This window comes from Mycolicibacterium neworleansense (assembly GCF_001245615.1).
Taxonomy (GTDB): domain Bacteria; phylum Actinomycetota; class Actinomycetes; order Mycobacteriales; family Mycobacteriaceae; genus Mycobacterium; species Mycobacterium neworleansense.
Window position 1 is genome coordinate 169,205 of record NZ_CWKH01000003.1, and the last position, 24,625, is coordinate 193,829.

Below are 24,625 nucleotides of genomic sequence, written 5' to 3' on the forward strand. Positions count from 1 at the left end.
CGCGCCATGAAGGTCGGTATGCAGGCGGCCGTGTCGTCCGTCGTCGGCTTGGCGGTTTTCGCGGTCCTGGTGTTCGCACCGGCCGGCACATTCGACTACTGGCGGGGCTGGGTGTTCATCGCCGTGTTCGCCGTCGCCACGTTTGTGCCGAGCCTCTACCTCGCGCTGCACGATCCGGCGGCACTGCGGCGGCGGATGCAGGCCGGGCCGACCGCCGAGACGCGGCCGGTGCAGAAATTCGCCAGCGCGATGGCCTTCCTGTTGCTCGCGGTGATGATCGTGACCAGTGCGCTGGACTACCGGTTCGGGTGGTCGGCCGTACCCGCGGTCGTCTCGGTCCTGGGAGATGCGTTGGTGGCGATCGGGCTCGGCATCGCGATGCTCGTGGTCATCCAGAACAGCTACGCAGCCGCCAACGTCAAGGTGGAGGCCGGCCAGGCGGTGGTGTCGACGGGTTTGTACGGGCTGGTCCGGCATCCGATGTACTCCGGCAACGTGATCATGATGATCGGCCTGCCGTTGGCCCTCGGCTCGTACTGGGCACTGCTGTTGCTCATCCCGGGGTTGGCTCTGCTGGCGCTGCGTATCAGCGACGAGGAGAAGATGCTGCGCACCGAACTCGACGGGTACGACGAGTACACCGAAAAGGTCGGCTACCGGCTGTTGCCCTACCTCTGGTGAGCCACGACGCGGGCAGCGGCTTCGACGGCCGCCGCGCGGCGGGAGGCAATGACGTCCGGGTCATCGGTGACCGCTTCGCGGCTCGGCAAATGCGCCCAGGCCAGTCCGATGCCGAACAGCAGCACGATCAGCTCTGTCGAATCCCAGCCCGGGTCGACATGGCCGCCGGCCTGGGCGGCTGCTATCGCGGCGACCGCCTGGGCATGTGGTGACGGACCGTCGGTCGCAGGTTCGTCGAGGGTGAACCCCTCCAGCTGAGCCCAGGTGATCATGCGGAGATGCTCTGGCCGGCGGCAGGCCAGATCGAAGATGTCGCCGACGAACTCGGGCACGTCCTCGGGCCGCAGCGAGACCGACCGGAAGAACTCGGCCCCGTCGGCGGCGAACACCTCGCGGAACAGGGTCTCCTTGTCGCCGAAGTGGGCGTAGAGGCGTTCCTTGCTGGCGTGTGCGGCTTTGGCGATGCGGTCGATCCGGGCCCCGGCCAATCCGTACCGGGCGAATTCGGCCCGCGCCGCGGCGAGGATCTCGTCGCGCAGCTCCGTCGTGCTTCTCACAGCTGGATCATAACCAGACGAACCAGTTCGTTCGGTATCATCGTCCTCATGTCCGTCACCAAGATCGACGAGATCATGAACCAACCCAGCCACGTCCAGACCCTGCGCCGCGCGGTGGAAGCCGTCGCCGACGGCGTCGACCCCCTGGTCAATCTCTACCGGCCCTACGTGGACGGCCTGGAGAACCTGCCCCGCGACGGCCGGTTCCTATTGGTGGGCAACCACACCCAGTTCGGTACCGAGACCCTGTTGATCCCCTACGTGGTGCGCCGCGAGATCGGGATGCGGGTCAGGCCGCTGACCGACCGCCGATTCGGTGACATGCCGCGACCCGTCTCCGATGTGATGGCGGCCTGCGGAGCCGTCGTCGGATCCCCCGAGGGCGCCGGAGAACTCATGGCACACGACGAGCCTGTCATGGTGTTTCCCGGCGGCGGCCGCGAGATCGGCAAGTTCAAGGGCGAGCAGTACAAGCTGCGCTGGGAGGGTCGTGCCGGGTTCGCCCGCGTCGCCATCGAGCACGGTTACCCGATCGTTCCGGTCGCGCTGGTCGGCGGCGACGACGTGTACGTGGGCGTGACGACCCGCGACCACTGGCTCGGCCGGCTCAGCCAGTCGATCGGCGAGAAGCTGACCGGGCAGCGCGACATGGCCGTGCCGCTGGTCCGCGGCATCGGTCCCACTTTGATCCCGCGCCCCCAACGCATGTACCTGCGCTTCGCCGAGCCGATCGGCACCGCGAAGCCGGCGCGCACCACGGACGCCAGATGGGTGGCCACGGTGAAGGAACGCACTCAGGAATCGCTGGAACAGAGCCTGGGCGGGCTGCTGACCCTGCGTGCCGAGGATCCCTACCGCGAACTGAATCCACTGGCCTGGCGCAACGCGACCCGGAGCGGATAACGCGAACTGCCGGGCACCAGGCCGAGTTAGCCGCATACTGCAGTAATGGAACTGTTGACCGGCTTCGGCCTGGCCACTGCGGCGGGGCTCAATGCCTATATCCCGTTGCTGGCCTTGGGCCTGCTGTCACGCTTCACCCATCTGGTGGCATTGCCGCCCGGGTGGTCCTGGCTGGAGAACGGCTGGGTGATGGCGATCGTCGCGGTGCTGCTGATCGTCGAAGTGGTCGCCGACAAGATCCCCGCTCTGGACTCCGTCAACGACACCATCCAGACGTTCGTCCGGCCGACCGCGGGCGGCATCGTGTTCGGGTCGGGCACCGCGTCGCAGACCGCCGCCGTCGCCGACCCGGGCGCGTTCGCGCAGTCCGGTCAATGGATTCCGGTGGCGATCGGCGCGGTCACCGCGCTGGTCGTGTCGTTGACCAAGTCCACGGTCAGACCCGCGGCCAACGTCGCCACCGCGGGGGTCGCGGCGCCCGTGCTCTCCACCGTCGAGGACGTCACGAGCATCGGGCTGGTGTTCGTCGCGATCCTGCTACCGGTGCTGGTGCTCGTTGCGCTGCTCGCCCTGATCTGGGGTGCCTTCCGGCTGTGGCGGTGGCGTAGGCGACGCAGTGAGGCCAAGGTCGGCGTCAACGCCCGCACCAATGCCGCGCCCCGACCTGCCGCGGTAGACCCCTGGGAGTGAACCCGCGCTGACGACGAGCCGCGTCAGATCCAGACACCCTTGCCGACGGCGACCACGCCGCCCGCGCTGATCGCGAACCGCTCCCGGTCCTTGTCGAGATCCACGCCGACCATCTCGCCGGGACCGACCACCACGTTCTTGTCCAGGATCGCGTGGCGCACCACCGCGCCGCGGCCGATCCGCACCCCGGGCATCAGCACGCTGCCCTCCACGATGGCGCCGTCGTCGATCACCACGTTGGAGGACAACACCGAATTACGCACCGAGGCAGCCGAAATGATGCTCCCGGCGCCCACCACCGACTCCTGCGCCGAACCGCCGTTGACGAACTTGGCCGGGGCCAGATTCTCCGACTCGCCGCGGATGGGCCAGCGCTTGTTGTAGAGGTTGAACACCGGGTGCACCGACACCAGGTCCATGTGTGCGTCGTAGAACGCGTCGAGGGTTCCGACATCGCGCCAGTAGCCGTGGTCGCGCTCGGTGGCGCCGGGCACCTCGTTGTTGTTGAAGTCGTACACCGCAGCCATCCCGTCGGACACCAGCCGCGGAATGATGTCGCCGCCCATGTCGTGATCGGAGTGGTCGTCGTCGGCGTCGGCACGGATCGCGTCGATGAGCACCTTGGTGGTGAAGATGTAGTTGCCCATCGACACGAAGGTCTGCTCAGGATCGTCGGGTGTGCCGGGCGGGTCCGCGGGCTTCTCCACGAATTCCCTGATGCGCCCGGAATCGTCGGCGTCGATGCAGCCGAACGCGCTGGCCTCCGCACGCGGCACCCGGATCCCGGCGACGGTCGCCCCGGCTCCGCTGTCGATGTGGAACCGCAGCATCTGCTCGGGATCCATGCGGTACACGTGGTCGGCGCCGAAGATGATGATGTAGTCCGGGTCTTCGTCGTAGATCAGGTTGAGCGACTGGTAGATCGCATCCGCCGATCCGGTGTACCAGCGGGGCCCGAGCCGCTGCTGCGCAGGCACCGGGGTGATGTACTCACCGGCCAGGCCCGACAATCGCCAGTTCTGGCTGATGTGACGGTCCAGTGAATGCGACTTGTATTGCGTCAGAACGCAGATCCGGAGGTAGCGGGCGTTCACGAGGTTCGACAGCACGAAGTCGATCAGCCGGTAGGCACCGCCGAAGGGAACTGCCGGCTTGGCACGGTCGGCCGTCAACGGGTACAGCCGTTTGCCCTCTCCCCCGGCCAGAACGATGCCCAGCACATGTGGCAACTCCCTCATGGCTCCAAACCTATCCGCCAACCAGCAACGCGGCCAGCCAATGGCAACAGAAGTGTCCGGCGTGTAGCTGGACCCACCGCGACCTACTACCGTCTCGGATATGCGGGTGGCCATGATGACTCGGGAATATCCACCCGAGGTGTACGGCGGTGCCGGGGTGCACGTGACCGAACTCGTCGCGCAGTTGCGTCAGCTGTGCGACGTCGACGTCCATTGCATGGGCGCCCCGCGGGACGGCGCCTTCGTGGCACAGCCCGATCCGGCGCTGCGCGGCGCCAACGCGGCACTGTCGACGCTGTCCGCGGACCTCAACATGGTCAACTCCGCGGCGGCGGCCACGGTGGTGCACTCGCACACCTGGTATGCCGGGATGGCCGGGCACCTGACCGGGCTGCTCTACGGCATCCCCCACGTGCTGACCGCGCATTCACTGGAGCCGCTGCGCCCGTGGAAGGCCGAGCAGCTCGGCGGCGGCTACCGGGTGTCGTCCTGGGTCGAGCGCACCGCGATCGAGGCGGCCGACGCGGTGATCGCGGTGAGTTCCGGGATGCGTGACGACGTGCTGCGCACGTATCCGGCGCTGGATCCCAACCGGGTCCACGTGGTGCGCAACGGGATCGACACCGATGTGTGGTATCCGACTCCGCCGGCCGACGCCGACTCGGTGCTCGCCGAACTCGGTGTCGATCTGAGCCGCCCGATCGTGGCGTTCGTCGGGCGCATCACCCGGCAGAAAGGCGTGGCCCATCTGGTGGCCGCGGCCCACCGGTTCAGCCCCGAGGTGCAGCTGGTGTTGTGTGCCGGCGCCCCCGATACCCCCGAGATCGCCGCCGAGGTGTCCGCCGCCGTGGCCGAGCTGGCCCGGGCCCGGACCGGCGTGTTCTGGGTGCGTGAGATGCTGCCGATCAACAAGATCCGCGAAATACTCTCCGCTGCAACAGTTTTCGTGTGCCCGTCGGTCTATGAGCCGTTGGGCATCGTCAACCTGGAAGCGATGGCATGTTCGACGCCGGTGGTCGCCTCCGACGTCGGCGGTATCCCTGAGGTGGTTGCCGACCACCAGACCGGGCTGCTCGTGCACTACGACGCCGGCGACCCGCGGTTCTTCGAGATGCGCCTGGCCGACGCGGTCAACTCACTGGTGGCCGAACCGGAAACCGCCCGCAAGTACGGCGAGGCCGGACGTCAGCGTTGCATCGCAGAGTTCTCCTGGGCCCACATCGCTGAACAGACCCTGGAGATATACCGCAAGGTGTCCGCCTGAGCGGACACCTTGCGAGTCGATCAGCTGGTGACGGACTTGAGTTCGTCGCCCAGCGCAGCGGCCTCGTCGGGAGTCAGTTCGACAACGAGGCGCCCACCGCCTTCCAGCGGTACTCGCATAACGATTCCTCGCCCCTCTTTGGTTGCTTCCAGTGGACCGTCACCAGTCCGGGGCTTCATCGCCGCCATCGAGTGCTCCCTCCAACAGTGCCGACCCGCGTCAGCGGGCCAGGTTGGGGCCGAAGCCGCCCACTCGTTGGCGGCACCCGGCGTTGAACTGCTACTGAACTACCCCTATTGTTCCTTATCCGCAGCGGTGGGTGTGCAAAGACCCGGCCGATACCGACCGGAAGCATGTTTTACCGGTCAACTTTCTATGCCACCGGAACCCAGCAGGACGCGACGTGATCGTCGACCATGCCGGTGGCCTGCATCAACGCATAGGCCGTGGTGGGGCCCACGAACTTGAAGCCCCGCCGCTTGAGCTCCTTGGCCATGGCGGTCGATTCCGGGGTCACCGCGGGCACTTGGGCCAGGTCAGCGGGCCGCGGCCGGGGTTCAGGGGCGAAGGACCACAACAGCTCGCCCAGGTCGACGTCGAGCTCGCTGACGGCCCTGGCGTTGGCGATGGTCGCCAGGATCTTGGCCCGGTTGCGCACGATGCCTGCGTCGGCCATCAACCGTTCGACGTCGTCGTCGGTGTATTCCGCCACCGCGCCCGCGTCGAACCCGTCGAACGCGGCCCGGAAATTCTCCCGCTTACGCAGGATGATCAGCCAGCTCAGCCCGCTCTGGAAGGCCTCCAGGCTGATGCGCTCGAACAGCGCCCCCGAATCCCGCAGCGGACGGCCCCACTCGGTGTCGTGATAGTCGCGGTACAGCGTGGAATCCCCCGCCGCGTCGACCGCCCAGCCGCACCGGACGCGGCCGTCGTCGCTCATGACTCCTCCGTGGCGCGGACTTCCCCAGCGGTGGCCGACACCTCGTCCTCGTCGTCGTCCTCATCGAAGTCGTCGAGGTCCTCGGGCACGCCGTAGGCCGCACGGACCGCGGCCAGCTCTCCCCGCACGGCGTCGAGCTCACGGCCCAGCCGGTCGAGCACCCAATCCACCTCGCTGGTCTTGTATCCGCGCAGGACCTGGGCGAACTTGATGGCATCCACATCGGCACCGGTGACGCCCGAAGCGGGCAGCACCGTGGCGGTCGTGCCGCGCGGAAGGGGCGGCAATGTCTCGCCCCGGCCGAAGATGACGCTGCCCAACCCGAACAGCACCGTGGCCACCAGAACCAGGACCACCAGGTACAGCAGTATCAGTGTCACGCCTTCGATACTGCCTCACGCATGCGACACCTAGCGCGGGCGCAGGGTCACCATGGGCGGGCGGTCGGCCAGGGACACCGGCGACACCCGCGGGGTGAAGTCGTCACCGTCGGCGAAGAACTGGGTCAGGCCCACGCCCGAATCGGCGATCCCGCAGCGCGACAGCAGGGTCGCGATGACCTGCCGGCTCATCGAGGCCAGCTCGGTCAGCGGCCGGTTGCGGTGCGCGCGCACCCCCAGGTTCACCTGGGCGATGGCATCCAGGCCGAGCCGGTCGTAGGTGTCGACCAGCAGACCGATCTCCACGCCGTAGCCGGGTGCGAACGGCACCGAGGTCAGCAGCTCACGGGTGCCCGCGTATTCGCCGCCCAGCGGCTGCAGCACGCAGTTGAGTTCGGGCCGCAGCGAGGCCAGCAGCGGGCGCGCCACCAGTTCGGTGACCCGGCCACCGCCGTTGGCGTCCTCGGCGCCGCTGACCTTGAGCGGCCGCCGGTAGAACCCCTTGACCAGGTGCACACCGTCGGCGGTGAGCAGCGGGCCCAGCAGCTTCGGGACGAACATCGGGTCGGGGTCGATCAGGTCCGAGTCGACGAACGCGATGATGTCGCCCGTCGTGGCAGCCAGCGACCGCCACAGCACCTCACCTTTGCCCGGCTGCGGTGCGACCTCGGGCAGCGCGACCTCGCGGCTGACCACCCGGGCCCCGGCGGCCACCGCCCGGATCTCGGTGTCGTCGGTGGATCCCGAGTCGAGCACGATCAGCTCATCGACCAGCCCGCCCAGCAGCGGGGTGATGGTCTCGACGACGGAGGCGACGGTTTCTTCCTCGTTGAGGGCGGGCAGCACCACCGAGACCGTGCGGCCGGCCTTGGCGGCCTCCAGCTCGGCAATGGTCCAGCTCGGCCGGTTCCAGCTGTGGTCGGTCAGCCAGCGGTGTCCCACCACTCCGGCGGCGACGTCCAGTTCAGGTATTGCGGTCATGCCAGCCCCCTCACTGTTCGTGCGGGTGCCCGCACTCCCTGGATCGACGCGACCATCTCCAGTACGCGCCGAGTGGGTCCGACCTCGTGTACCCGAAACATGGCGGCTCCATCCGCAGCGGCCAGTGCCGTCGCGGCCAGCGTGCCCTCCAGGCGTTCGGTCAGATCCACACCCAGAGTCTCCCCGACAAAATCCTTGTTGCTGAGCGCCATCAGGACCGGCCATCCGGTCTTAACAAGATCTTTTACGTGGCGCAACAAACTAAGACCGTGATGAGTGTTTTTACCGAAATCATGGGTTGGGTCGATCAGGATCCGATCCCGCGGCACGCCCGTTGCCACGGCCCGTTCGGCCGCGGCGGTCACCTCGGCGATGACGTCGTCGACGACGCCGTGCTCGGTGATCCCGTAGTTCACCCGGAACGGCCGGGTGCGCGGCACCGCGCCGCCGGTGTGTGAGCACACCAGGCCGGCGCCGAATTCGGCGGCCACCTCGGGCAGCCCCGGATCCGCCCCCGCCCAGGTGTCGTTGATCAGGTCGGCCCCGGCAGCGCAGGCCTGTTTGGCGACCGCAGCACGCCAGGTGTCGACGCTGATCAGCTGGTCCGGATAGGTGGTGCGCAGCCATTCGATGAACGGCACCACCCGCGCGATCTCCTCGTCGGCGTCGACCATGCTGCCCGGACCGGCTTTGACCCCGCCGACGTCGATCACGTCGGCGCCCTCCTCGATCACCCGGGCCGCCGCGGCCTTGGCGGCGTCGTCGGTGAAGGTGGCCCCGCGGTCGTAGAAGGAGTCGGGCGTGCGGTTGACGATCGCCATGATCAGCGCACGGTCACCCGCGACCGGGCGACCACAGAACGTCGACAACACGCCTCCATAGTGCCTGGTGCCGCGTGCGCGGCAATATTCGCGGCAGCTTCCGCTGGGCGCTCCTACTACTTGGGCCGCTTCCCGGCCGTCACTTCGTCGGCGTATTCGGGATAGAACGGCACGTAGCCTTCCTCGCGGCCGGCCAGCACGTATAGCGGATCCTCGATGTCGGATCCATAGCCCTGCTTGCGCAGGTCGACCTTCTGGCTCTTGAACGTCGAGGTGTGGGCCAACTCGGAAACGACGCGGACGAACAACGGCACGGCATAGGCCGGCAGGTGGCCGTAGAACGCGTCGGCCAGTTCCTTGCCGTCGAATTCCTTGCCGTCCTTGAGTTGCACCGCGGCCATCCCGGCGCGGCCACCGGCGCCGGGCACCTCGACGCCGAACACGGTGCACTCCTCGATCAGCGGATGGCTCGCAACGGCCGCCTCCACCTCGGTGGTGGCCACGTTCTCGCCCTTCCACCGGAAGGTGTCACCGAGGCGGTCGGCGAACGCGGCGTGGCCCAGCCCCTGCGAACGCATGAGGTCACCGGTGTTGAACCAGACGTCGCCGTCCTTGAAGGCGTTGCGCACGAGCTTCTTCTCGCTTGCGGCCTTGTCGGTGTAGCCGTCGAACGGCTGCAGCGCGTTGATCTTGGAGAGCATCAGGCCGGGCTGGCCGCGCTTGACCTTGCGCAGCCGGCCATCGGCGCCGCGCGCGGGTTCGCCGCTGTCCGCGTCGTACTCGACGAACGCGACCGGGCTTGGGCAGATACCGGTGGACTTCGAGACGTTGAAGACGTTGACGAAGGCGGTGTTGCCCTCGCTGGCGGCGTAGAACTCGCACACCCGGGGGATGCCGAACCGCTCGGTGAACTCGTCCCAGATGGCGGGCCGCAGCCCGTTGCCGACGATGACCCGTACCTTGTGCGCGCGGTCGGTCGGCTTGGGCGGTTGGTTGAGCAGATAGCCGCAGATCTCGCCGATGTAGACGAACGCGGTGGCGTCGTAGGCGATGACCTCGTCCCAGAACCGGGATGCCGAGAACGACTTGCCCAGCGCCAGGGCGGCTCCCGAGTTGAGCGCCGATCCGACCGAGACGGTGAGGGCGTTGTTGTGATAGAGCGGCAGGCAGCAGTACAGCGTGTCATCGCTGTGCAGCCGCAGCCCCAGCCCACCGAAGCCGGCCAGCGCGCGCAGCCAGCGGTAGTGCGTCATGACGCTGGCCTTGGGCATGCCGGTGGTGCCAGAGGTGAAGATGTAGAAGGCCTTGTCCTTGGCGAGCACGGCCGACGTGCTGGCCGGGTTGGTGGTTGGTGCGGTCGACGCCAACCGGCGCAGCTCTTCGACCGTCATGAGGCCGTTGGCCTCGGCGCCGCATTCGGTGATGTGCTCGATCAGATCGGTCTCGGCCACCACGGCCGCGGCCTTGAGCAGGCCGATGCTGTGGGCCAGGACCTTGCCGCGCTGGTGGTAGTTGAGCATGCCCGCGACGGCGCCGCACTTGACGATCGCGAGCATCAACAGCACCGCGTCCGGCGAGTTGCGCAACATCACCCCGACCACGTCGCCGTGGCCGACGCCCTTGGCGGCCAGGACTGCCGCGTAGCGGTTGACGGTCTCGTTGGCCTCACGGTAGGTGATGCGCTCGTCGCCGAACTTGAGGAAAACTCGGTCGGCGTACTGGGCGGCCCGCTCCTGGAACACCTTGCCGATCGAGGTCTTGGCCGTCGGGCGGGCCATCATTCCGGTGATCACGCCGCGAGCGATGACCGGCGCATCCATCAGCAGACCGGGTACCTGGCTGGCGAGGTCGAGTAAGCCGACGCTGCTCCTGGTGCCCGATTTCTGGTCGGTCATGCGGTCTCCCCCTGCGCGTTGTGTGGGTGTCGAGATGGCTGTCGTGTGGGCAACACCATAACCGCGCTGGTAACCGCCGTTACCGCCGGTTCTAGGTAAGCGGCGCGCAGGCGTCGAGCGCCGCGGCGACTTCGTCGACGACCACCAGCCGGTCCAGGGCCTGACTACTCACGTAACCGGAGTCGACGAGTCCGCGCAACCAGGTCAACAAACCGTCGTAATGACCGAACGGATCGAGCAGCACAACAGGCTTTTCGTGCATGCCCAGGTAGCCCGCAGTCCAGGCCTCGAAGAACTCTTCCAGCGTGCCGATGCCGCCAGGCAGCGCGATGAACGCGTCGGAGCGGTCCTCCATCTCCTTCTTGCGTTCCCGCATGGTGTCGGTGACCACCAGTTCGGCGGCGTCGACGTCGGCGAGCTCGCGGTGCACGAGCGCCTTGGGGATCACGCCGACCGTGCGGCCGTTGGACGAGCGCGCAGCGCGGGCTACCGCACCCATCGCCGAGACGTTGCCGCCGCCGGAGACCAACGTCCATCCGCGTTTGGCGATCGCCACCCCGACCTCACTGGCCAGTGCCAGCAGCTCAGGATGGGTGGGACCCGAAGCGCAATAGACACACACCGCAAACTCGCGGTCGAATTCACCGGACACGTACACAACGTAAACGGTGCCGGTGAACCACCGATGTCCGGTGGGCGATGGACGTGACCCCGCGACGCGAGGACACTGTACGGAACGCGGAGGGACGGTCCAGGTGACAGATGGTGTCGATCAACCGGCACGGCTGAGTCGCGAGTACATCCTGGATACCGCGATCGAGCTGATCGATCGCGATGGTCTGGCGAAATTGACGATGCGGCGGTTGGGCGCGGCCTGTGGGGTCGAGGCGATGGCGCTCTACCGCTATGTGCACAGCCGCGGTGACCTGCTGACCGGCGTCGTCAATCACATCGTGGACCGGCTGTACACCGATCAGCTCGCCGCGCGCCGGCAGGAGGACGGCTGGCAGGACTTCCTGCTCCGGCTCGGTCACGGCGTGCGTCAGATCGCCCTCGAACATCCCGAGGTGTTCCCCCTTGTCGCGACAGAGGCGCCAGAGGCCCCATGGGTCCGGCCTCCGCTGCGCAGCCTGCGCTGGATGGAGACGTTTCTGGAAACGCTGATCTCCTACGGGTTCAGCGACACCGCCGCGGTGGCCGCGTACCGGACGTACACCACGTTCCTGGTCGGCCAGTTGCTGCTCGAGGTGTCCGCGCGTGGGGTGGCGCTGAGCCCCGATGAGGCGGTTCTCGACGACGAGCCACGACCCGATACGTCGCTGGCCGACTACCCGAACCTGCGCCGGCTGCAGCCCATGCTGGCCGAGGACCACAGCGGCGACGAGTTCGAGGAAGCACTGGAAGCACTGCTCGACCGCATTGAGCACTGGCTGAACAATCCCTGATCGGGAACATGATCACTCGCGTTTACAACGTAAACATCGGCGGTTATGCTCGGTTTCATCGTGGAATCGAACCAGCAGAATCAGGAGCTGCGCTGGACAGCTCGCACCGCTCCCGAAGGCCTCATCGTTCAGGTCTCCGGACAGGTCGATGCCCACAACGAGTCCGTCTGGCAACGCATGCTCAGCGAATCCGCTGCCGCCACACCCGACGCGTCGATGCTCGTCGTCGATGCCGGGTCCCTGGACTTCATGAGTTGCGGGGCACTCGTCGCCCTCGCCAAGCAGACCGTCGACAGCCGCCAGCGCGGGGTCACGCTGCGGCTTGTCATCCGCCAGCCGAGCATCATGCGCGTCATCACCCAATGCGGTATGGACGATGCCGTGTCGGCACACCCCGACCTCAATTCGGCGTTGGACGGCCACCACCCCCCATAGGATTCGATGGATGGCTGTCGACTGGGTGATCGCACCGCGTGACCGCGTACTCGATGGCCTCGAGGCCGGCCTGCACGAACGCTGCGGCGCAGCGCTACTCGGCCCCGCGGGTGTCGGCAAGACGTCTGTCGCCCGGACGGCGGCCGAGCATCTCGCGACGGATTTCCGGCGGGTCGTGTGGATCACCGGCACCGAATCGGCTGCGGCGGTTCCGTTCGCGGCGGTCGCGTACCTGATCGACATCCCCTCCGCGGGCAAGACCGCCGACGTGTTGCGGGCCGCCCGCGACACGCTCGGGTCAGACCTGTTGCTGGTCGTCGACGACGCACATCTACTGGACCGTCTGTCGGCGGCCCTGGTGTACCAACTCGTGGTGAGCGGCGCGGCCAAACTCATCGTCACCGCAGCCGCGGCGCAGGCACCCGATGACGTCGCGGCGTTGTGGGATGACGGCTTGGTGAGCCGGGTTGAAATGTCACCGCCGGGCCATGATGACGCCCGGCTGGCCGACCAGGTGACAACCTTTCTCGCCGACCTGCCCGACGACGCAGTCGCCGTACTGTGTCAACTGGCGGTCCACGATCCGCTGCCCGTCGCCGATCTGACGGCGCTGACCAGCACCGATGCCGTTCGGGAGGCACAGCGGTGCGGGGTGGTGCGCGTCGACGACGCGATGGCGCGCTGTGTGCACCCGCTGTTTCTGAGCGCGACGCGCGCCACGATCGGTGGTCCCGGGCTACGGCGGTTGCGCAGCTCGCTGGTCGAGCGGTTGTCCGCGGCGCCGCGGCCCGGCGTGGTGGACCGGCTGAGGGTGGCGGTGCTGGCGCTCGACAGCGACGTCCGTCTGCCGGCGGATGAGCTTGTCGGCGCGGCTTCCGAGGCCCTGCGCCTGGGCGACCTGGAACTGAGTGAGCGACTGGCCCGGGCCGCGACAGCATCGGGTGACAATTTCGACGGTCTGCTGACACTCGCGTATGCGTTGGCCTGGCAGGGCCGCGGGCGTGAGGCCGATGCCGTGCTGGGACAGATCGATCCGGCCGGCCTGTCCGAGGACCAACTGATGGCGTGGGCACTGCCGCAGGCAGCCAATCAGTTCTGGATGTTGTCGGAACCCGAACGCGCCACCGCGTTCCTGCGCGCCACCCGCCGCCGGGTGTCGACTTCGACGGCGCAGACCACACTCGATGCCCTGGCGGCGACCTTCGCGATGAATGCCGGTGCGCCACAACGCGCTTTGGGCCTGGCCCTGGAGGTGCTGGCCTCCCCCGCCGCCGACGACACCGCGGTCGGCTGGGCGGCCTCGACGGCAGCGCTGAGTTGCGCGCGGACCGGGCTCTTGGATCAGGTCGACCCGATGGCGCAACGCGCGCTGACGGCCGGGCATCCCGGACTGCTGCGGTTCACCAGCGGGTTCGGCCAGACCACGGCGCTGCTGATGACCGGTCAGCTGGACCAGGCTCAGGAAATGGCCAAGAGCATCACCGACTTCACCCAGCTACTGCAGCCCGGCCGCGCCATCGGCGAGGTGCTGATGGCTGACGTTCTGCTCGCCCGGGGCCAATGCGATGAGGCGATTGCCTTGTTGCGCAAGGCAACCGCCGCGCTGGCACCGACCGGCTACTCCTGGGGTCCGCTGGCCTGGATGTTGTTGGCGCAGGCGCTCGGCCAACGCGGAATGCCGGTCGAGGCCGGAAAGGCACTGTCCCGCGCGGACTCCCGGCACGGGCTCAAGTCGATGTTGTTCGCGCCAGAGTTGGCGCTGGCCCGAGCCTGGACCTCCTTTGCCCGCAAGGATTCGGTGGGCGCGCTGACCGCTGCCCGCGAGGCCGCCAAAGCCGCCGAGCGCGGCGGCCAGTCCGCGGTGATGCTGCGGGCATTGCACGACTGCGTGCGGCTGGGCGATACCCGCGCCATCGATGCGCTGGCCAGGGTGGATCTGGATTGCATGTTCGGACAGCTGACGTTGGAGCACGCCCGTGCGCTGGCAGCCCGGGATGGCGCTGCATTGCGCGATGTCTCGGCTCGATACCGCGAAGTCGGGATGGTTGCCGCGGCCGACGATGCGGAGCGTCAGACCCACGCGTAACCAATTTCCCGCGCGGCACCCACCCGAGCCGACGGTAAAATGCCCAGTTAGACCGCACGACCTCCAGGGGGCTCGATGAACCAGCTCGTCGCCAACACAGGTGCCATCACCGGCCTGCAAGGCATCGTCGACGGAGTCAGCGGTGACATCAACAGCTTCAAGAATTCGTTCAGCGGCCCGACGGACCTCGCGTCCAGCCACGGCGCCATCGGCTTTCCGATGCAGAACGCGTTCGACGGCGCGTCGTCCGCCCGTGAGGGCGCCCTGGGCGCCACCCAGGTCGCCGCGGGCAGGATGGCCGAATTGCTCGGCAAGGCTTCGCAGGCATACGCACGTGGTGACACGGATGCCGCCGAGCGGCTCAAGGCCCAGGCGGACGCGCTCGGTGGCGGAAGTTCGCCGGCGGCCGCCGGTGGCGGCGCAGGGGCCTCCGAAGCCGCGAGCTCGGGTGCAGGTGGCGCGGGCCAGATGATGGGCCAGTTCAGCCAGATGGCCGGGCAGATGGCGCAGTCGATCACCCAGCCGCTCCAAGGCCTGACCCAGGCCATGACACAGGTTCCGCAGCAGGTCATGCAGGGTGTGCAGGGCATCGTCGAAAGCGCTACCCAGGCAGCCGGGAGCGGCGGCGAAGCCGCCTCACTGGCGGCCGACGCCGGCGGCTCGGGGGCCGAGCAGGCCGTCAAGGCGGCCGACCACCAGGGACCGGCCGATCAGCACGACGACAGGGACGACAAGAAGGACGAGGCTCGCCCCGGCCAAGGCGAGGATGGGGCGGCTGCGGATCGGCACACCGAGCAACTCGGCAATCGCGCCTCGGCCGGTGCGGCAGCCGAGGACGGCTTCGGCGTCGGCCCGGTGCCCACCCAGGTCCACAACATCAATCCGCGCCGGCTGTAGCGCTCAGCTCGCCGCTGTCCAGCCGCAGCCACCGGTCGATGCCGATGGCGTCGAGGAACCGCTCGTCATGGCTGACCACCACGAACGCCCCCCGGTAGGCGTTCAGCGCCGATTCGAGCTGCCCCACACTGACCAGATCGAGGTTGTTCGTCGGTTCATCCAGGAGCAGCAGTTGGGGCGCGGGTTCGGCATAGAGCACGCATGCCAGCGTCGCGCGCAGCCGTTCTCCACCCGACAGCGCGGCCACCGGCAGGTGGATTCGGTCGCCGCGAAACAGGAACTGCGCCAACAGGTGCATGCGCCGGGTGTGCGACAGGCTCGGCGCGGCGGCGGCCAGACTCTCCGCCACGGTGCGGTCCTCGGACAGCAGATCCAGGCGCTGGGACAGGGAGGCGATGCGCCCGTCGGCCCGCTGCACCGTTCCGGCGTCGGGTTCCAGTGCGCCGTCGACGATCCGCAGCAGGGTCGACTTGCCCGCGCCGTTGGGGCCGGTCAGCGCGATCCGCTCCGGGCCGCGGATGGAGAAACTGATCCCGTTGTCGGCGAACAACTTCCGGCCGCCACGGCTGATCTGCAGGCCGTCTCCGGTGAACACGGTGCGCCCGGCAGGCACCACGGTGTCGGGCAGATCCAGCGCAATCACCTTGTCATCGCGCAAGGCTCGTTCGGCTTCGTCGAGCCGGGTCCGAGCATCATCGACCCGCCGGGCGTGCACATCGTCGGCGCGCGCCGCCGATTCCTGGGCATCGCGTTTGAGCTTGCCCGCCACGATCTTCGGCAGCCCGGCATCTTTGACGTTGCGCGCCGCGTTCGATGAGCGGCGGGCGGCCCGTTCCCGCGCTTCCTGCATCTGGCGCTTCTCGCGTTTGAGCTGTTGTTCGGCGTTGCGGATGTTGCCCTCGGCCACCGCCTGCGCGGCGTCCACCGTCTCCTGATACGCGGTGAAATTGCCGCCGTAGAAGATCATTTCGCCGCGGTACAGCTCGGCGATCTGGTCCATCCGATCCAGCAGTACCCGATCGTGGCTGACCACCAGCAGGCATCCGGTGTAGCTGTCGAGTGCGTCGTACAGGCGGTGCCGGGCGTCGCTGTCCAGGTTGTTCGTGGGCTCGTCGAGCAGCAGGGCGGCGGGCCGCTTGAGCAGTTGGGCCGCCAGTCCCAGCGACACCACTTCCCCGCCGGACAGCGTGCCCAGCCGGCGATCCAATGCCACGCCGGCCAGCCCGAGCCGGTCCAGCTGGGCGCGGGAGCGCTCCTCGATATCCCAGTCGTCGCCGATGGTGGTGAACACCGCTTCGCCGGCGTCACCGTCGGCCAGTGCCGCCAGCGCGTCGAGCACCGGGGCCACCCCGAGCACCGCGGCCACGGTCAGATCGGCGGTGAACGGCAGGCTTTGGGGCAGATAGCCGAGGCCGCCGTCGACCGTCACCGAGCCCGAGGAGGGCTGGTATTCGCCGGCGATCAGTTTGAGCAGTGTGCTCTTTCCAGCACCGTTGGGGGCGACCAGCCCGGTGCGGCCGGGTCCGACGGTAAACGACAGGTCCGAGAACAGCTCGACGTCATCGGGCCAGGAGAACGACAGATGGGAACAGACAATAGACATGCTGGTACTCCAAAGTGATGCGGGCAGCAGGGCACCGCGCGGAGGGACAGGAATGAATCGACTCTCGGGATCACCCGGAGATGTCGTCTCCCAGCATGTTTTCGGCCCACCTCGGTTGACAGCAGATGCGTTACCCATAGTACGCACCGGCGCAACCGATTTACGGTTCAGAACGTTCCGCGCAGCCGATCGAGTTGTCGCCGTTCACGTTTCGTGGGCCGTCCGGCTCCACGATCACGGACCGGAACCGCGGCCAGAATCTCCTTGGGCGGCGGTGGCGGGCTGCGGTCGATCATGCATTCCGAAGCCACTGATGCACCCACACGTTTGGCGATCGGCCGGATGACCTCCACGATCCGTTCGCGTCCGTCGAGCCGGACCCGCACCTCGTCGCCGGGGCTCACGTGCTGCGCCGGTTTGGCGGGCACGTTGTTGACCCGGACATGGCCGCCGCGACAGGCGGCAGCGGCCGCCGACCGGGTCTTGGTGATGCGCACGGCCCAGATCCAGCTGTCGACGCGGACGGTGCTCATGTCAGATAACGCCGCAGCATGTCGGTGACGGCGGTGATCTGGGCGACCTCGACCCGTTCGTCGACCTTGTGGGCGAGGTTGGGGTCGCCCGGCCCGTAGTTGACCGCGGGGATTCCCAGTGCGGCGAAGCGGGACACGTCGGTCCAGCCGTATTTGGCGCGGACCTGTCCTCCGGCCGCGGCCACCAGCGCGGCGGCGGCGGGTTTGGCCAGACCGGGCAGGGCGCCGGCAGCGGCGTCGGTCAGGTCGATGGCGACGTCGAGCCCGTCGAACACTTCGTGCACGTGGGCGACGGCCGCCTCGATGCTGCGGTCGGGGGCGAAGCGGAAGTTGACCGTCACCGATGCGGCGTCGGGGATGACGTTGCCGGCGATGCCGCCGTCGATCCGTACCGCCGAGAGTCCTTCGCGGTAGACGCAGCCGTCGATGTCGACGTTGCGGGGCTGATAGGCGGTGAGCCGGTCGAGCACCGCGCCCAGTTTGTGAATGGCGTTGTCGCCCAGCCACGATCGGGCGGAATGGGCGCGGGTGCCGGTGGCGCTGACGACGACGCGGATGGTGCCCTGGCAGCCGGCCTCGATGAAACCTCCGGACGGTTCGCCGAGAATCGCGACATCGGCTTGCAGCCAGTCGGGCAGCTCGCGTTCGATGCGCCCGAGCCCGTTGGCGCTGGACTCGATCTCCTCGCAGTCATACATCACCAGGGTGATGTCGTGGCTGGGCTCGGCGATCGTGGCGGCCAGGTGCAGGAAGACCGCGTCACCGGATTTCATGTCCGACGTGCCGCAGCCCCACAGCTCGCCGTTGGCGATGTGACTGGGCAGGTTGTCGGCGATGGGGACGGTGTCGATGTGCCCCGCCAGCATCACCCGCGACGGACGGCCCAGGTTCGTGCGGGCGAGCACTGCGTCGCCGTTGCGGATCACCTCGAACCACGGTGCCTGCGCACGCAGGGCAGCTTCGATTTCGTCGGCGATGCGCTGTTCATGACGCGACTCGCTGGGGATGTCCACCAAGGCAGCGGTCAGCGCGATCGGATCGGCAGTCAAATCCAGGCCCACGATGCTCAACGGTAGTCCAGTAACCTAGGCCAACGTGACTGCAGCATCTGGCGTCGGCCTGGCCACCATCACCACCGACGGAACCGTCCTGGACACCTGGTTTCCCGCCCCTGAGCTGAGCGCCTCCGGCGAAGCCGGCACGGTGAAGCTGACGGGCGAGGATGTGCCCGCCGAGTTCGCGGACCTGACCGGCCCCGATGCCGACCGTGGTGTCGAGGTGGTCGCGGTGCGCACCACGATCGCCTCGCTGGACGACAAGCCGGCCGATGCGCATGATGCCTACCTGCGGTTGCACCTGCTCTCGCACCGGCTCGTGGCCCCGCACGGCGCCAACATGGACGGCATCTTCGGTGCGCTGGCCAACGTGGTGTGGACGAACTTCGGGCCGTGCGCGGTCGAGGGCTTCGAGACAGTGCGCGCCAAGCTGCGCCGCCGCGGCGCCGTCGCGGTCTACGGCGTCGACAAGTTCCCGCGGATGGTCGACTACGTGTTGCCGTCGGGTGTACGTATCGCCGACGCCGACCGGGTCCGCCTGGGCGCGCACCTGGCCTCGGGCACGACGGTGATGCACGAGGGCTTCGTGAACTTCAACGCCGGCACGCTGGGCACCTCGATGGTGGAGGGCCGCATCTCCGCGGGTGTCGTCGTCGACGACGGCTCTGACATCGGTGGCGGCGCGTCGATCATGGGCACGCTGTCCGGCGGCGGCAAAGAGGTCATCTCGGTGGGCAAGCGCTGCCTGCTGGGCGCCAACGCGGGCCTTGGTATCTCGCTGGGCGATGACTGTGTGATCGAGGCCGGGCTGTATGTCACCGGCGGTACCAAGGTGACCACCGCCGATGGTCAGACGACCAAGGCCGTCGAGCTGTCCGGGGCCAACAACCTGCTGTTCCGCCGCAACTCACTTTCTGGCGCGGTCGAGGTGGTCAAGCGCGACGGCACCGGCATCACGCTCAACGAGGCGCTGCACGCCAACTAGTTTTCTTCCGCCGAACGTCGGCTTGTGTGTCACACTTCGCGGAAATTTGACACACAAGCCAACTTTCGAGGACTGAACGCTCAGAAGCAGGGGAACGGGCCGTGCGGGCCGCCGATCTTATGACCAGGCGGAACGTTTCCGGGGCACCATTTCTTGACCTGTCCGGGCGGGCCCCAGTTGACCCCAGGATTCCAGTCAACCCAGCCAGGGTCCGGAATCCAGGGAATGTCGGGACCCCAACGCGGGTCAGCCTGGGCCGAACCCGCGCCAAGTGCAAGGGAGCCGATACCGAGCGCACCGGCAATGAGTGCTGTTCCGGCGGCTTTCTTGAGATTCATGCTGGCCTCCAAACCGAGGCACGGCACTGACGTGCAGTTCATGCCCCGTCTTTACCCAAGGTACCCCTACTCAGCGGCAAGCACGCAGAACTCGTTGCCCTCGGGGTCGGCCAGCACCACCCAGGTCTCGTCGCCCTGGCCGACATCGACGTGGCGGGCGCCGAGGCCGATCAGCCGGTCCACCTCGGCCTGCTGATCATCGGGGGTGAAGTCCGGGTGCAGGCGGTTCTTGACCACCTTGTCCTCCGGCACGGGGGTGAAAAGCCAGGTGGGGCCGGCGCCGTCTGGCGGGGTGAGGATCACGTCGCCGTCGGAGTCGGTGTGGGCGGGCCAGCCGAGCACCTTCGACCACCAGGCCCCCAACGCTTCGGGGTCGTGCGCGTCGATGCAGATCTCGGAGAACCTCAGCCCCATTGCGCCAGTTCCTTTTTCATCACCTTGCCCATCGCATTGCGGGGCAGGTTGTCGACCAGCCGGACTTCGCGGGGCCGTTTGTGTGCCGAAAGTTGTTGGGCGACAAACTCGATCAACGCCTCGGGTTCGGCGGTGCCGACGACGAAGGCGACGATGCGCTGCCCCAGATCGTCGTCGGGCATCCCGACCACAGCGACCTCGTCGACCCCGTCATGGCCCAGCAGCACGGTCTCGATCTCGCCGGCACCGATGCGGTAGCCGCCGGACTTGATCAGGTCCACCGACTCGCGCCCGACGATGCGGTGCATGCCGTCGGCGTCGATGACGGCGACGTCGCCGGTGCGGTACCAACCCTCGGAGTCGAAAGCGTCGGCGGTCGCGTCGGGCCGGTTGAGGTAGCCGCTGAACACCATGGGGCCCTTGATCTGCAGCCGTCCGATGGTCTCGCCGTCGTGCGGCACCGGTGCGCCGTCGTCGTCGACCAGCCGGGTTTGCACTCCGGCCAGCGGCAGCCCGACCCAGCCGGGCCGGCGCTCACCGTCGACTCGGGTGCTGAGCGTGATCAGCGATTCGGTGCTGCCGTAGCGCTCCACCGGGGCGTGCCCGGTCAGTCGCACCAGCTCGTCGAACACCGGCACCGGCAGCGGCGCACTGCCGGAGACCAGCAGCCGCGCCGTGGAAAGGGCCAGCGCCGAGTCGAGGTCCTTGACCACGCGCGACCACACCGTTGGCACCCCGAAGTACAGCGTGCCCTGCGCCTGCGCGTACGCGGCCGGGGTCGGTTTCCCGGTGTGTATGAAGCGGTTTCCGATTCGCAGTGACCCGAGCAGCCCCAGCACCAGACCGTGCACGTGGAACAGCGGCAGACCGTGCACCAGGGTGTCGGCGGCGGTCCACTGCCACGCAGCGGCCAGCGCGTCGATGTCGTCGGCGATGGCCCGGCGGCTCATCGGCACGCCCTTGGGGGCGCCGGTGGTGCCCGAGGTGTACATGATGATCGCGGTCGAGTCAGGTGCCGGCTCGGGATAGCGGTGCCAGGACCGCGCGTGCAGCCGTACCGGGATGTGCGGCAACCCCTCGGTCTCTTCTGGCCGCTCCCCCAGCCAGGCCTGGGCGCCGGAGTCGGTCAGGATGTGCCGGCGTTCGGCGGCACCGACGTCGGCGGGTACCGGGACCACCGGGACGCCGGCGATCAGGCATCCGATGATGGCGAGGACGGTCGTCGGGGTGGGTGTCGCCAGGACTGCGACACGCTGCGCGACCGCCACCCGCTCGGCCACCGAGGTGGCGGCGCCGACGAGATCACTGCGGCTCAGCACGGCACCATCGATGGACACGGCGTCGGCCAGCTCGGCGCCTGCGGCGACAGCTGCGGGGTTCAAAGAGGCCAGCAACACCCTTGTGAGGCTACCGTCGGGTGGTATGGGCCCAGCAGCTGGACGCGACCGCGACGACTCGGGCCGGCCGCGCAGTACCCGTCCGCGCGACGCACTCGGCCGGCCGCTGCCCTACGGCAGTGACGGCGTCGCCCGGATCCCCGATGACCTGGAGCTCTCGCCGGCCGAGACTCTTGCCTATGCGCAGGAGTTGCTCGACCGCGGTCAGGCGTTCAGCGCGCACGAAGTGCTCGAAGCGGCATGGAAGAACGGCCCGGAACAGGAGCGTGCCCTCTGGCAGGGGTTGGCCCAGCTGGCCGTCGGCATCACACATGTGCAGCGCGGCAATCTGATTGGCGCGGCCACCTTGCTGCGACGCGCCTCGGCACGGCTCTCCGGTGTGGCTCAACCGGCGCCCTACGGCGTCGACGTGGCCGGACTGGTCACCTACGCCGAGACCCTCGCCGATGACGTCGACGAGAACGACGTCATCACCGAGCGGCTACATATCCAGCTCACCGCCGCCATCCGGCAGACGGCGACGCGCGAGGTGTACCGCAACGACTGGTTGACGCTGCGCGAGGACGACATCGTCCGTCCCGACGGCAGCACCGGCGTCTACGCCGTGGTGGACAAACCGACCTATGCCCTGGTGATCCCGTATGACCCCGAGCAGGATCGGTTTCACCTCGTCGAGCAGTTCCGCTATCCACTCGGGCTGCGGCGCTGGGAGTTTCCGCAGGGCACCGCACCCGAACAGCAGCACCTGGATCCGACCGCGCTCGCTCACCGCGAGCTTCGGGAGGAGACGGGCCTGCGCGCGGAGAGCATGCAACGGCTCGGCCAGCTCGACGTGGCTGCCGGCATGAGCAGCCAGCGGGGCTGGGTGTTCCTGGCGACCGGCCTCACCGAGGGTGAGCACGAACGTGAGCATGAGGAACAAGACATGCACAGCGCGTGGTTCTCCCGCTCCGAGCTGGACCGGATGATCCGCGACGGTGAGATCACCGACGCCCAGAGTCTCGCCGCGTTGACATTTCTGCTGTTGCGGGAGAGCCGGATTCAGCGTTGACATCAACTTAGGTTCAGGTTCTAGCGTCGAGCGCGTGAACCAACCAGAGGTGATAGTCGACCAAGTTGTCCTACGAGACGGCTTCGTGCCGTTGATCGATATCAGCAGCGCCCGAAACGGCGACCCGCGCCAGCGTCAGGCAGTGGCCGAGGCGATCGGCCGGTGCTGTGAGAGCAGCGGCTTCCTGCTGCTCGTCGGCCATGGCGTGCCCGAAGCGGTGATCGAGGACGTCAACCGCGCGCTGCGCGAGTTCTTCTCGCTGCCACGGGCAATCAAGGAACAAACCGGGGCGGATCCCGCTGATCCCCTGGCACGTGGGTTCAGCAGTGCCGGCAGCCTCGCGGCCACCAACGACGGAGCCGATCGCGCCGCCGAGCACGAATCACCGGATCACGTAGAGAAATTCGTGTACTTTCCGCTGGGCAATCCAGAGGGGTTCGACGGGCCGGGATGGACCGACGAACGCGTCTTCGTCGCCGAGCAATGGCCCGAGGTGCCGGGATTCCGCACGGCCTATCAACGCTATTACACCGAGATGGCGTCGCTTGCGACCGAGTTGTCGCGCCTGTTCGCTTTGGCCCTGGGCTTGCGCGAAGACTGGTTCGACACCTCGATCGACCGGCACAACTCCAACCTGATGGCCAATCACTACCCGGCCGATGATCAGCCGGCCGGCCACATCCGGTTGAGCCAGCACAGCGACTGGGGCAACCTCACGATCCTGCTGCAGGACGAATACCAGAGCGGACTGCAGGTTCGGGGCGATCGCGGCGAGTGGCTGGATGTACCGGTGGTGCCAGGCGCATTCGTCATCAACATCGGTGACCTGCTGGCCCGGTGGACCAATGACCGGTGGGTCAGCACGCTGCATCGGGTGGTGAGCACCGGAGCACCCACGGCCGAGCGGTTCACGCTGCCGTTCTTCCACCAGCCCAACTTCAACGCCGTGATCGAGTGCATTCCCACGTGCGCCTCAGCGGACAACCCACCGCGGTATGAGCCAGTGGTGTCGGGACCGTATCTGCTCAACAAGTTCAAGGTCGCGTATGACCTGAGTCCGCACTGAGGTTGTGGCTCAGTGCCGTTCGGCCAGAGCACGCAGGAAGAACGCCAGGTTGGCCGGGCGCTCGGCCAACCGTCGCACGAAGTAGCCGTACCACTCGTTGCCGAAGGGGACGTACACCCGGACATGGTTGCCTTCATCGGCCAGCCGGCGTTGTTCGGCGTCGCGGATGTTGTAGAGCATCTGGTATTCGAAACTGTCCACGTCCCGGCTGAATTCAGCGGTCAGTGCCGGCACGGCGTCGATGAGCACCGGGTCGTGTGAGGCCACCATCGGGTAACCCGATCCGGCCATCAGCACCCGCAAGCACCGCAGGTAGGAGTTGGTGACCTCCTCGGCGTCGCGGTAGGCCACCGAAGCCGGTTCGTCGTAGGCGCCCTTGCACAGTCTGATCCGGGCTCCGGCGGCGGCGAACTCGCGGCAGTCGGCTTCGGTTCGGCGCAGATAGGCCTGCAGAACCGTTCCGAGCCAGTCGAATTCGGTGCGCAGATCACGCACGATCGACAGAGTCGAGTCGGTGGTGGTGTGGTCTTCGGCATCGACGGTCACCCAGGCTCCCACCTCGCGGGCCTTGGCACAGATGGTGTGCGCGTTCTCGTAGGCGATCTTGTCGCCGTCACGGGGCAGGGCCTGGCCGAGGGCCGAGAGCTTGAGCGACACTTCCAGCGGCCGCACACCGCTGTCGGTGTCGTCGCGGCGGGCCAAGCCGTCGAGCAGGGTGAGGTAGGCCTGCACCGTGCGTTCGGCGTCGTCGTTGCTCGTGGTGTCCTCACCGAGGTAATCGACGGTGACGAAGCGCCCCGAATCCCGCAGTGCACCAACGGTGTCGAGCGCATCGGGCACCGTCTCCCCCGCGACGAACCGGTCGACCACCTTGCGGGTGATCGGGAGGCGTTCGGCGGTGTGGCGGAGCCGCGGCGAGTGTGATGCGGCCAGGATGGCCGGGCGGGCAACCCGCTGGAACACGCCCATG

26 protein-coding genes and 1 pseudogene are annotated in these 24,625 nt (G+C 67.8%); 12 read left to right on the top strand and 15 right to left on the bottom strand.

The window, feature by feature from the left end; genetic code table 11:
- The first annotated feature begins 6 nt into the window (after positions 1–6).
- Entirely contained in the window at positions 7–681 is a 675-nt protein-coding gene (locus tag BN2156_RS25240; RefSeq protein ID WP_090517755.1) for a methyltransferase family protein, read from the top strand.
- Here BN2156_RS25240 and BN2156_RS25245 read toward each other — a convergent pair.
- Positions 669–1,238 (bottom strand): TetR/AcrR family transcriptional regulator, encoded by a 570-nt coding sequence (locus BN2156_RS25245; RefSeq protein WP_090517756.1) that lies wholly within the window; start codon positions 1,236–1,238, stop codon positions 669–671. The two genes, BN2156_RS25240 and BN2156_RS25245, sit on opposite strands and share 13 nt — an antisense overlap.
- A 48-nt stretch (positions 1,239–1,286) precedes the next feature.
- On the opposite strand from BN2156_RS25245, the gene BN2156_RS25250 reads away from it, so the two are divergent.
- On the top strand, positions 1,287–2,141 hold the full coding sequence (locus tag BN2156_RS25250; RefSeq protein WP_090517757.1) for a lysophospholipid acyltransferase family protein: 855 nt from the start codon (positions 1,287–1,289) through the stop codon (positions 2,139–2,141).
- A gap of 45 nt (positions 2,142–2,186) precedes the next feature.
- Complete coding sequence (locus BN2156_RS25255) at positions 2,187–2,831, top strand: DUF4126 domain-containing protein (RefSeq protein ID WP_090517758.1); 645 nt, start codon at positions 2,187–2,189, stop codon at positions 2,829–2,831.
- Positions 2,832–2,854: 23 nt separating this feature from the next.
- On the opposite strand, the gene glgC is transcribed toward BN2156_RS25255, so the two are convergent.
- Positions 2,855–4,069 (bottom strand): glucose-1-phosphate adenylyltransferase, encoded by a 1,215-nt coding sequence (glgC, locus tag BN2156_RS25260; RefSeq protein ID WP_036394784.1) that lies wholly within the window; start codon positions 4,067–4,069, stop codon positions 2,855–2,857.
- Between the two features lie 100 nt (positions 4,070–4,169).
- On the opposite strand from glgC, the gene glgA reads away from it, so the two are divergent.
- Positions 4,170–5,333 carry a glycogen synthase gene (glgA, locus tag BN2156_RS25265; protein WP_090517759.1) on the top strand — a complete coding sequence of 388 codons (1,164 nt, stop codon included), beginning with the start codon at positions 4,170–4,172 and terminating at the stop codon, positions 5,331–5,333.
- Between the two features lie 20 nt (positions 5,334–5,353).
- Here the strand turns inward: glgA and BN2156_RS25270 are convergent, their stop codons facing one another.
- From BN2156_RS25270 to BN2156_RS25300, 7 genes are all read right to left on the bottom strand, one after another.
- Positions 5,354–5,521, bottom strand: a complete 168-nt coding sequence (locus BN2156_RS25270) for a DUF3117 domain-containing protein (RefSeq protein ID WP_011211259.1) — start codon at positions 5,519–5,521, stop codon at positions 5,354–5,356.
- 185 nt (positions 5,522–5,706) lie between these two features.
- Entirely contained in the window at positions 5,707–6,273 is a 567-nt protein-coding gene (locus BN2156_RS25275) for a DNA-3-methyladenine glycosylase I (RefSeq protein WP_090517760.1), read from the bottom strand.
- Positions 6,270–6,653, bottom strand: a complete 384-nt coding sequence (locus tag BN2156_RS25280) for a DivIVA domain-containing protein (RefSeq protein WP_090517761.1) — start codon at positions 6,651–6,653, stop codon at positions 6,270–6,272. The genes BN2156_RS25275 and BN2156_RS25280 overlap by 4 nt, the downstream gene beginning before the upstream one ends.
- Positions 6,654–6,683: 30 nt before the next feature.
- Positions 6,684–7,595, bottom strand: a complete 912-nt coding sequence (locus BN2156_RS25285; protein WP_090518538.1) for a glucosyl-3-phosphoglycerate synthase — start codon at positions 7,593–7,595, stop codon at positions 6,684–6,686.
- 35 nt (positions 7,596–7,630) lie between these two features.
- Positions 7,631–8,506 (bottom strand): dihydropteroate synthase, encoded by an 876-nt coding sequence (gene folP, locus BN2156_RS25290; protein ID WP_090517762.1) that lies wholly within the window; start codon positions 8,504–8,506, stop codon positions 7,631–7,633.
- Positions 8,507–8,571: 65 nt separating this feature from the next.
- On the bottom strand, positions 8,572–10,350 hold the full coding sequence (fadD6, locus tag BN2156_RS25295) for a long-chain-acyl-CoA synthetase FadD6 (protein WP_090517763.1): 1,779 nt from the start codon (positions 10,348–10,350) through the stop codon (positions 8,572–8,574).
- A gap of 91 nt (positions 10,351–10,441) precedes the next feature.
- Positions 10,442–11,002: a cytokinin riboside 5'-monophosphate phosphoribohydrolase gene (locus tag BN2156_RS25300; protein WP_090518539.1), complete on the bottom strand. Its 561-nt coding sequence runs from the start codon at positions 11,000–11,002 to the stop codon at positions 10,442–10,444.
- 103 nt (positions 11,003–11,105) lie between these two features.
- Here BN2156_RS25300 and BN2156_RS25305 point away from each other — a divergent pair, with 103 nt between their 5' ends.
- From BN2156_RS25305 to BN2156_RS25320, 4 genes are all read left to right on the top strand, one after another.
- Complete coding sequence (locus tag BN2156_RS25305; protein ID WP_210436716.1) at positions 11,106–11,795, top strand: TetR/AcrR family transcriptional regulator; 690 nt, start codon at positions 11,106–11,108, stop codon at positions 11,793–11,795.
- Between the two features lie 45 nt (positions 11,796–11,840).
- Positions 11,841–12,230, top strand: a complete 390-nt coding sequence (locus BN2156_RS25310) for an anti-sigma factor antagonist (RefSeq protein WP_090517764.1) — start codon at positions 11,841–11,843, stop codon at positions 12,228–12,230.
- A gap of 10 nt (positions 12,231–12,240) precedes the next feature.
- A complete protein-coding gene (locus tag BN2156_RS25315) occupies positions 12,241–14,316 on the top strand; it encodes an AAA family ATPase (protein WP_090517765.1) in 2,076 nt (691 codons plus the stop codon).
- Positions 14,317–14,391: 75 nt separating this feature from the next.
- The gene (locus BN2156_RS25320; protein WP_090517766.1) at positions 14,392–15,213 is read left to right on the top strand and encodes a type VII secretion target; all 822 of its coding nucleotides are present in this window, start codon (positions 14,392–14,394) and stop codon (positions 15,211–15,213) included.
- Here the strand turns inward: BN2156_RS25320 and BN2156_RS25325 are convergent.
- The 3 genes from BN2156_RS25325 to dapE all read right to left on the bottom strand — a co-directional run bounded on the left by BN2156_RS25325 (position 15,194) and on the right by dapE (position 18,410).
- Positions 15,194–16,816, bottom strand: a complete 1,623-nt coding sequence (locus BN2156_RS25325) for an ABC-F family ATP-binding cassette domain-containing protein (protein ID WP_090517767.1) — start codon at positions 16,814–16,816, stop codon at positions 15,194–15,196. The two genes, BN2156_RS25320 and BN2156_RS25325, sit on opposite strands and share 20 nt — an antisense overlap.
- Positions 16,817–16,983: 167 nt before the next feature.
- Entirely contained in the window at positions 16,984–17,349 is a 366-nt protein-coding gene (locus BN2156_RS25330; RefSeq protein WP_090517768.1) for an Hsp15 family ribosome-associated heat shock protein, read from the bottom strand.
- The gene (gene dapE / locus BN2156_RS25335; protein ID WP_090517769.1) at positions 17,346–18,410 is read right to left on the bottom strand and encodes a succinyl-diaminopimelate desuccinylase; all 1,065 of its coding nucleotides are present in this window, start codon (positions 18,408–18,410) and stop codon (positions 17,346–17,348) included. Before dapE ends, BN2156_RS25330 begins: the two co-directional genes overlap by 4 nt.
- Positions 18,411–18,444: 34 nt before the next feature.
- Here dapE and dapD point away from each other — a divergent pair, with 34 nt between their 5' ends.
- Positions 18,445–19,389 carry a 2,3,4,5-tetrahydropyridine-2,6-dicarboxylate N-succinyltransferase gene (gene dapD, locus BN2156_RS25340; protein WP_090517770.1) on the top strand — a complete coding sequence of 315 codons (945 nt, stop codon included), beginning with the start codon at positions 18,445–18,447 and terminating at the stop codon, positions 19,387–19,389.
- A 404-nt stretch (positions 19,390–19,793) separates the two neighbouring features.
- Here dapD and BN2156_RS25350 read toward each other — a convergent pair whose 3' ends face one another.
- Entirely contained in the window at positions 19,794–20,141 is a 348-nt protein-coding gene (locus BN2156_RS25350; protein ID WP_090517772.1) for a VOC family protein, read from the bottom strand.
- On the bottom strand, positions 20,132–21,538 hold the full coding sequence (locus tag BN2156_RS25355) for an acyl-CoA synthetase (RefSeq protein ID WP_090517773.1): 1,407 nt from the start codon (positions 21,536–21,538) through the stop codon (positions 20,132–20,134). The genes BN2156_RS25350 and BN2156_RS25355 overlap by 10 nt, the downstream gene beginning before the upstream one ends.
- A gap of 25 nt (positions 21,539–21,563) precedes the next feature.
- Here BN2156_RS25355 and BN2156_RS31300 point away from each other — a divergent pair.
- From BN2156_RS31300 to BN2156_RS25370, 3 genes and pseudogenes are all read left to right on the top strand, one after another.
- Positions 21,564–22,037 (top strand): annotated as a pseudogene (locus BN2156_RS31300) (DUF309 domain-containing protein); the annotation flags it as partial.
- Positions 22,026–22,589 (top strand): NUDIX domain-containing protein, encoded by a 564-nt coding sequence (locus tag BN2156_RS31305; RefSeq protein ID WP_162491005.1) that lies wholly within the window; start codon positions 22,026–22,028, stop codon positions 22,587–22,589. The pseudogene BN2156_RS31300 and the gene BN2156_RS31305, both read left to right, overlap by 12 nt.
- A 34-nt stretch (positions 22,590–22,623) precedes the next feature.
- A complete protein-coding gene (locus BN2156_RS25370; protein ID WP_090517774.1) occupies positions 22,624–23,655 on the top strand; it encodes an isopenicillin N synthase family dioxygenase in 1,032 nt (343 codons plus the stop codon).
- A 9-nt stretch (positions 23,656–23,664) separates the two neighbouring features.
- Here BN2156_RS25370 and BN2156_RS25375 read toward each other — a convergent pair whose 3' ends face one another.
- Positions 23,665–24,624 carry a proline dehydrogenase family protein gene (locus BN2156_RS25375; RefSeq protein WP_090517775.1) on the bottom strand — a complete coding sequence of 320 codons (960 nt, stop codon included), beginning with the start codon at positions 24,622–24,624 and terminating at the stop codon, positions 23,665–23,667.
- Between the last annotated feature and the right edge of the window lies 1 nt (position 24,625).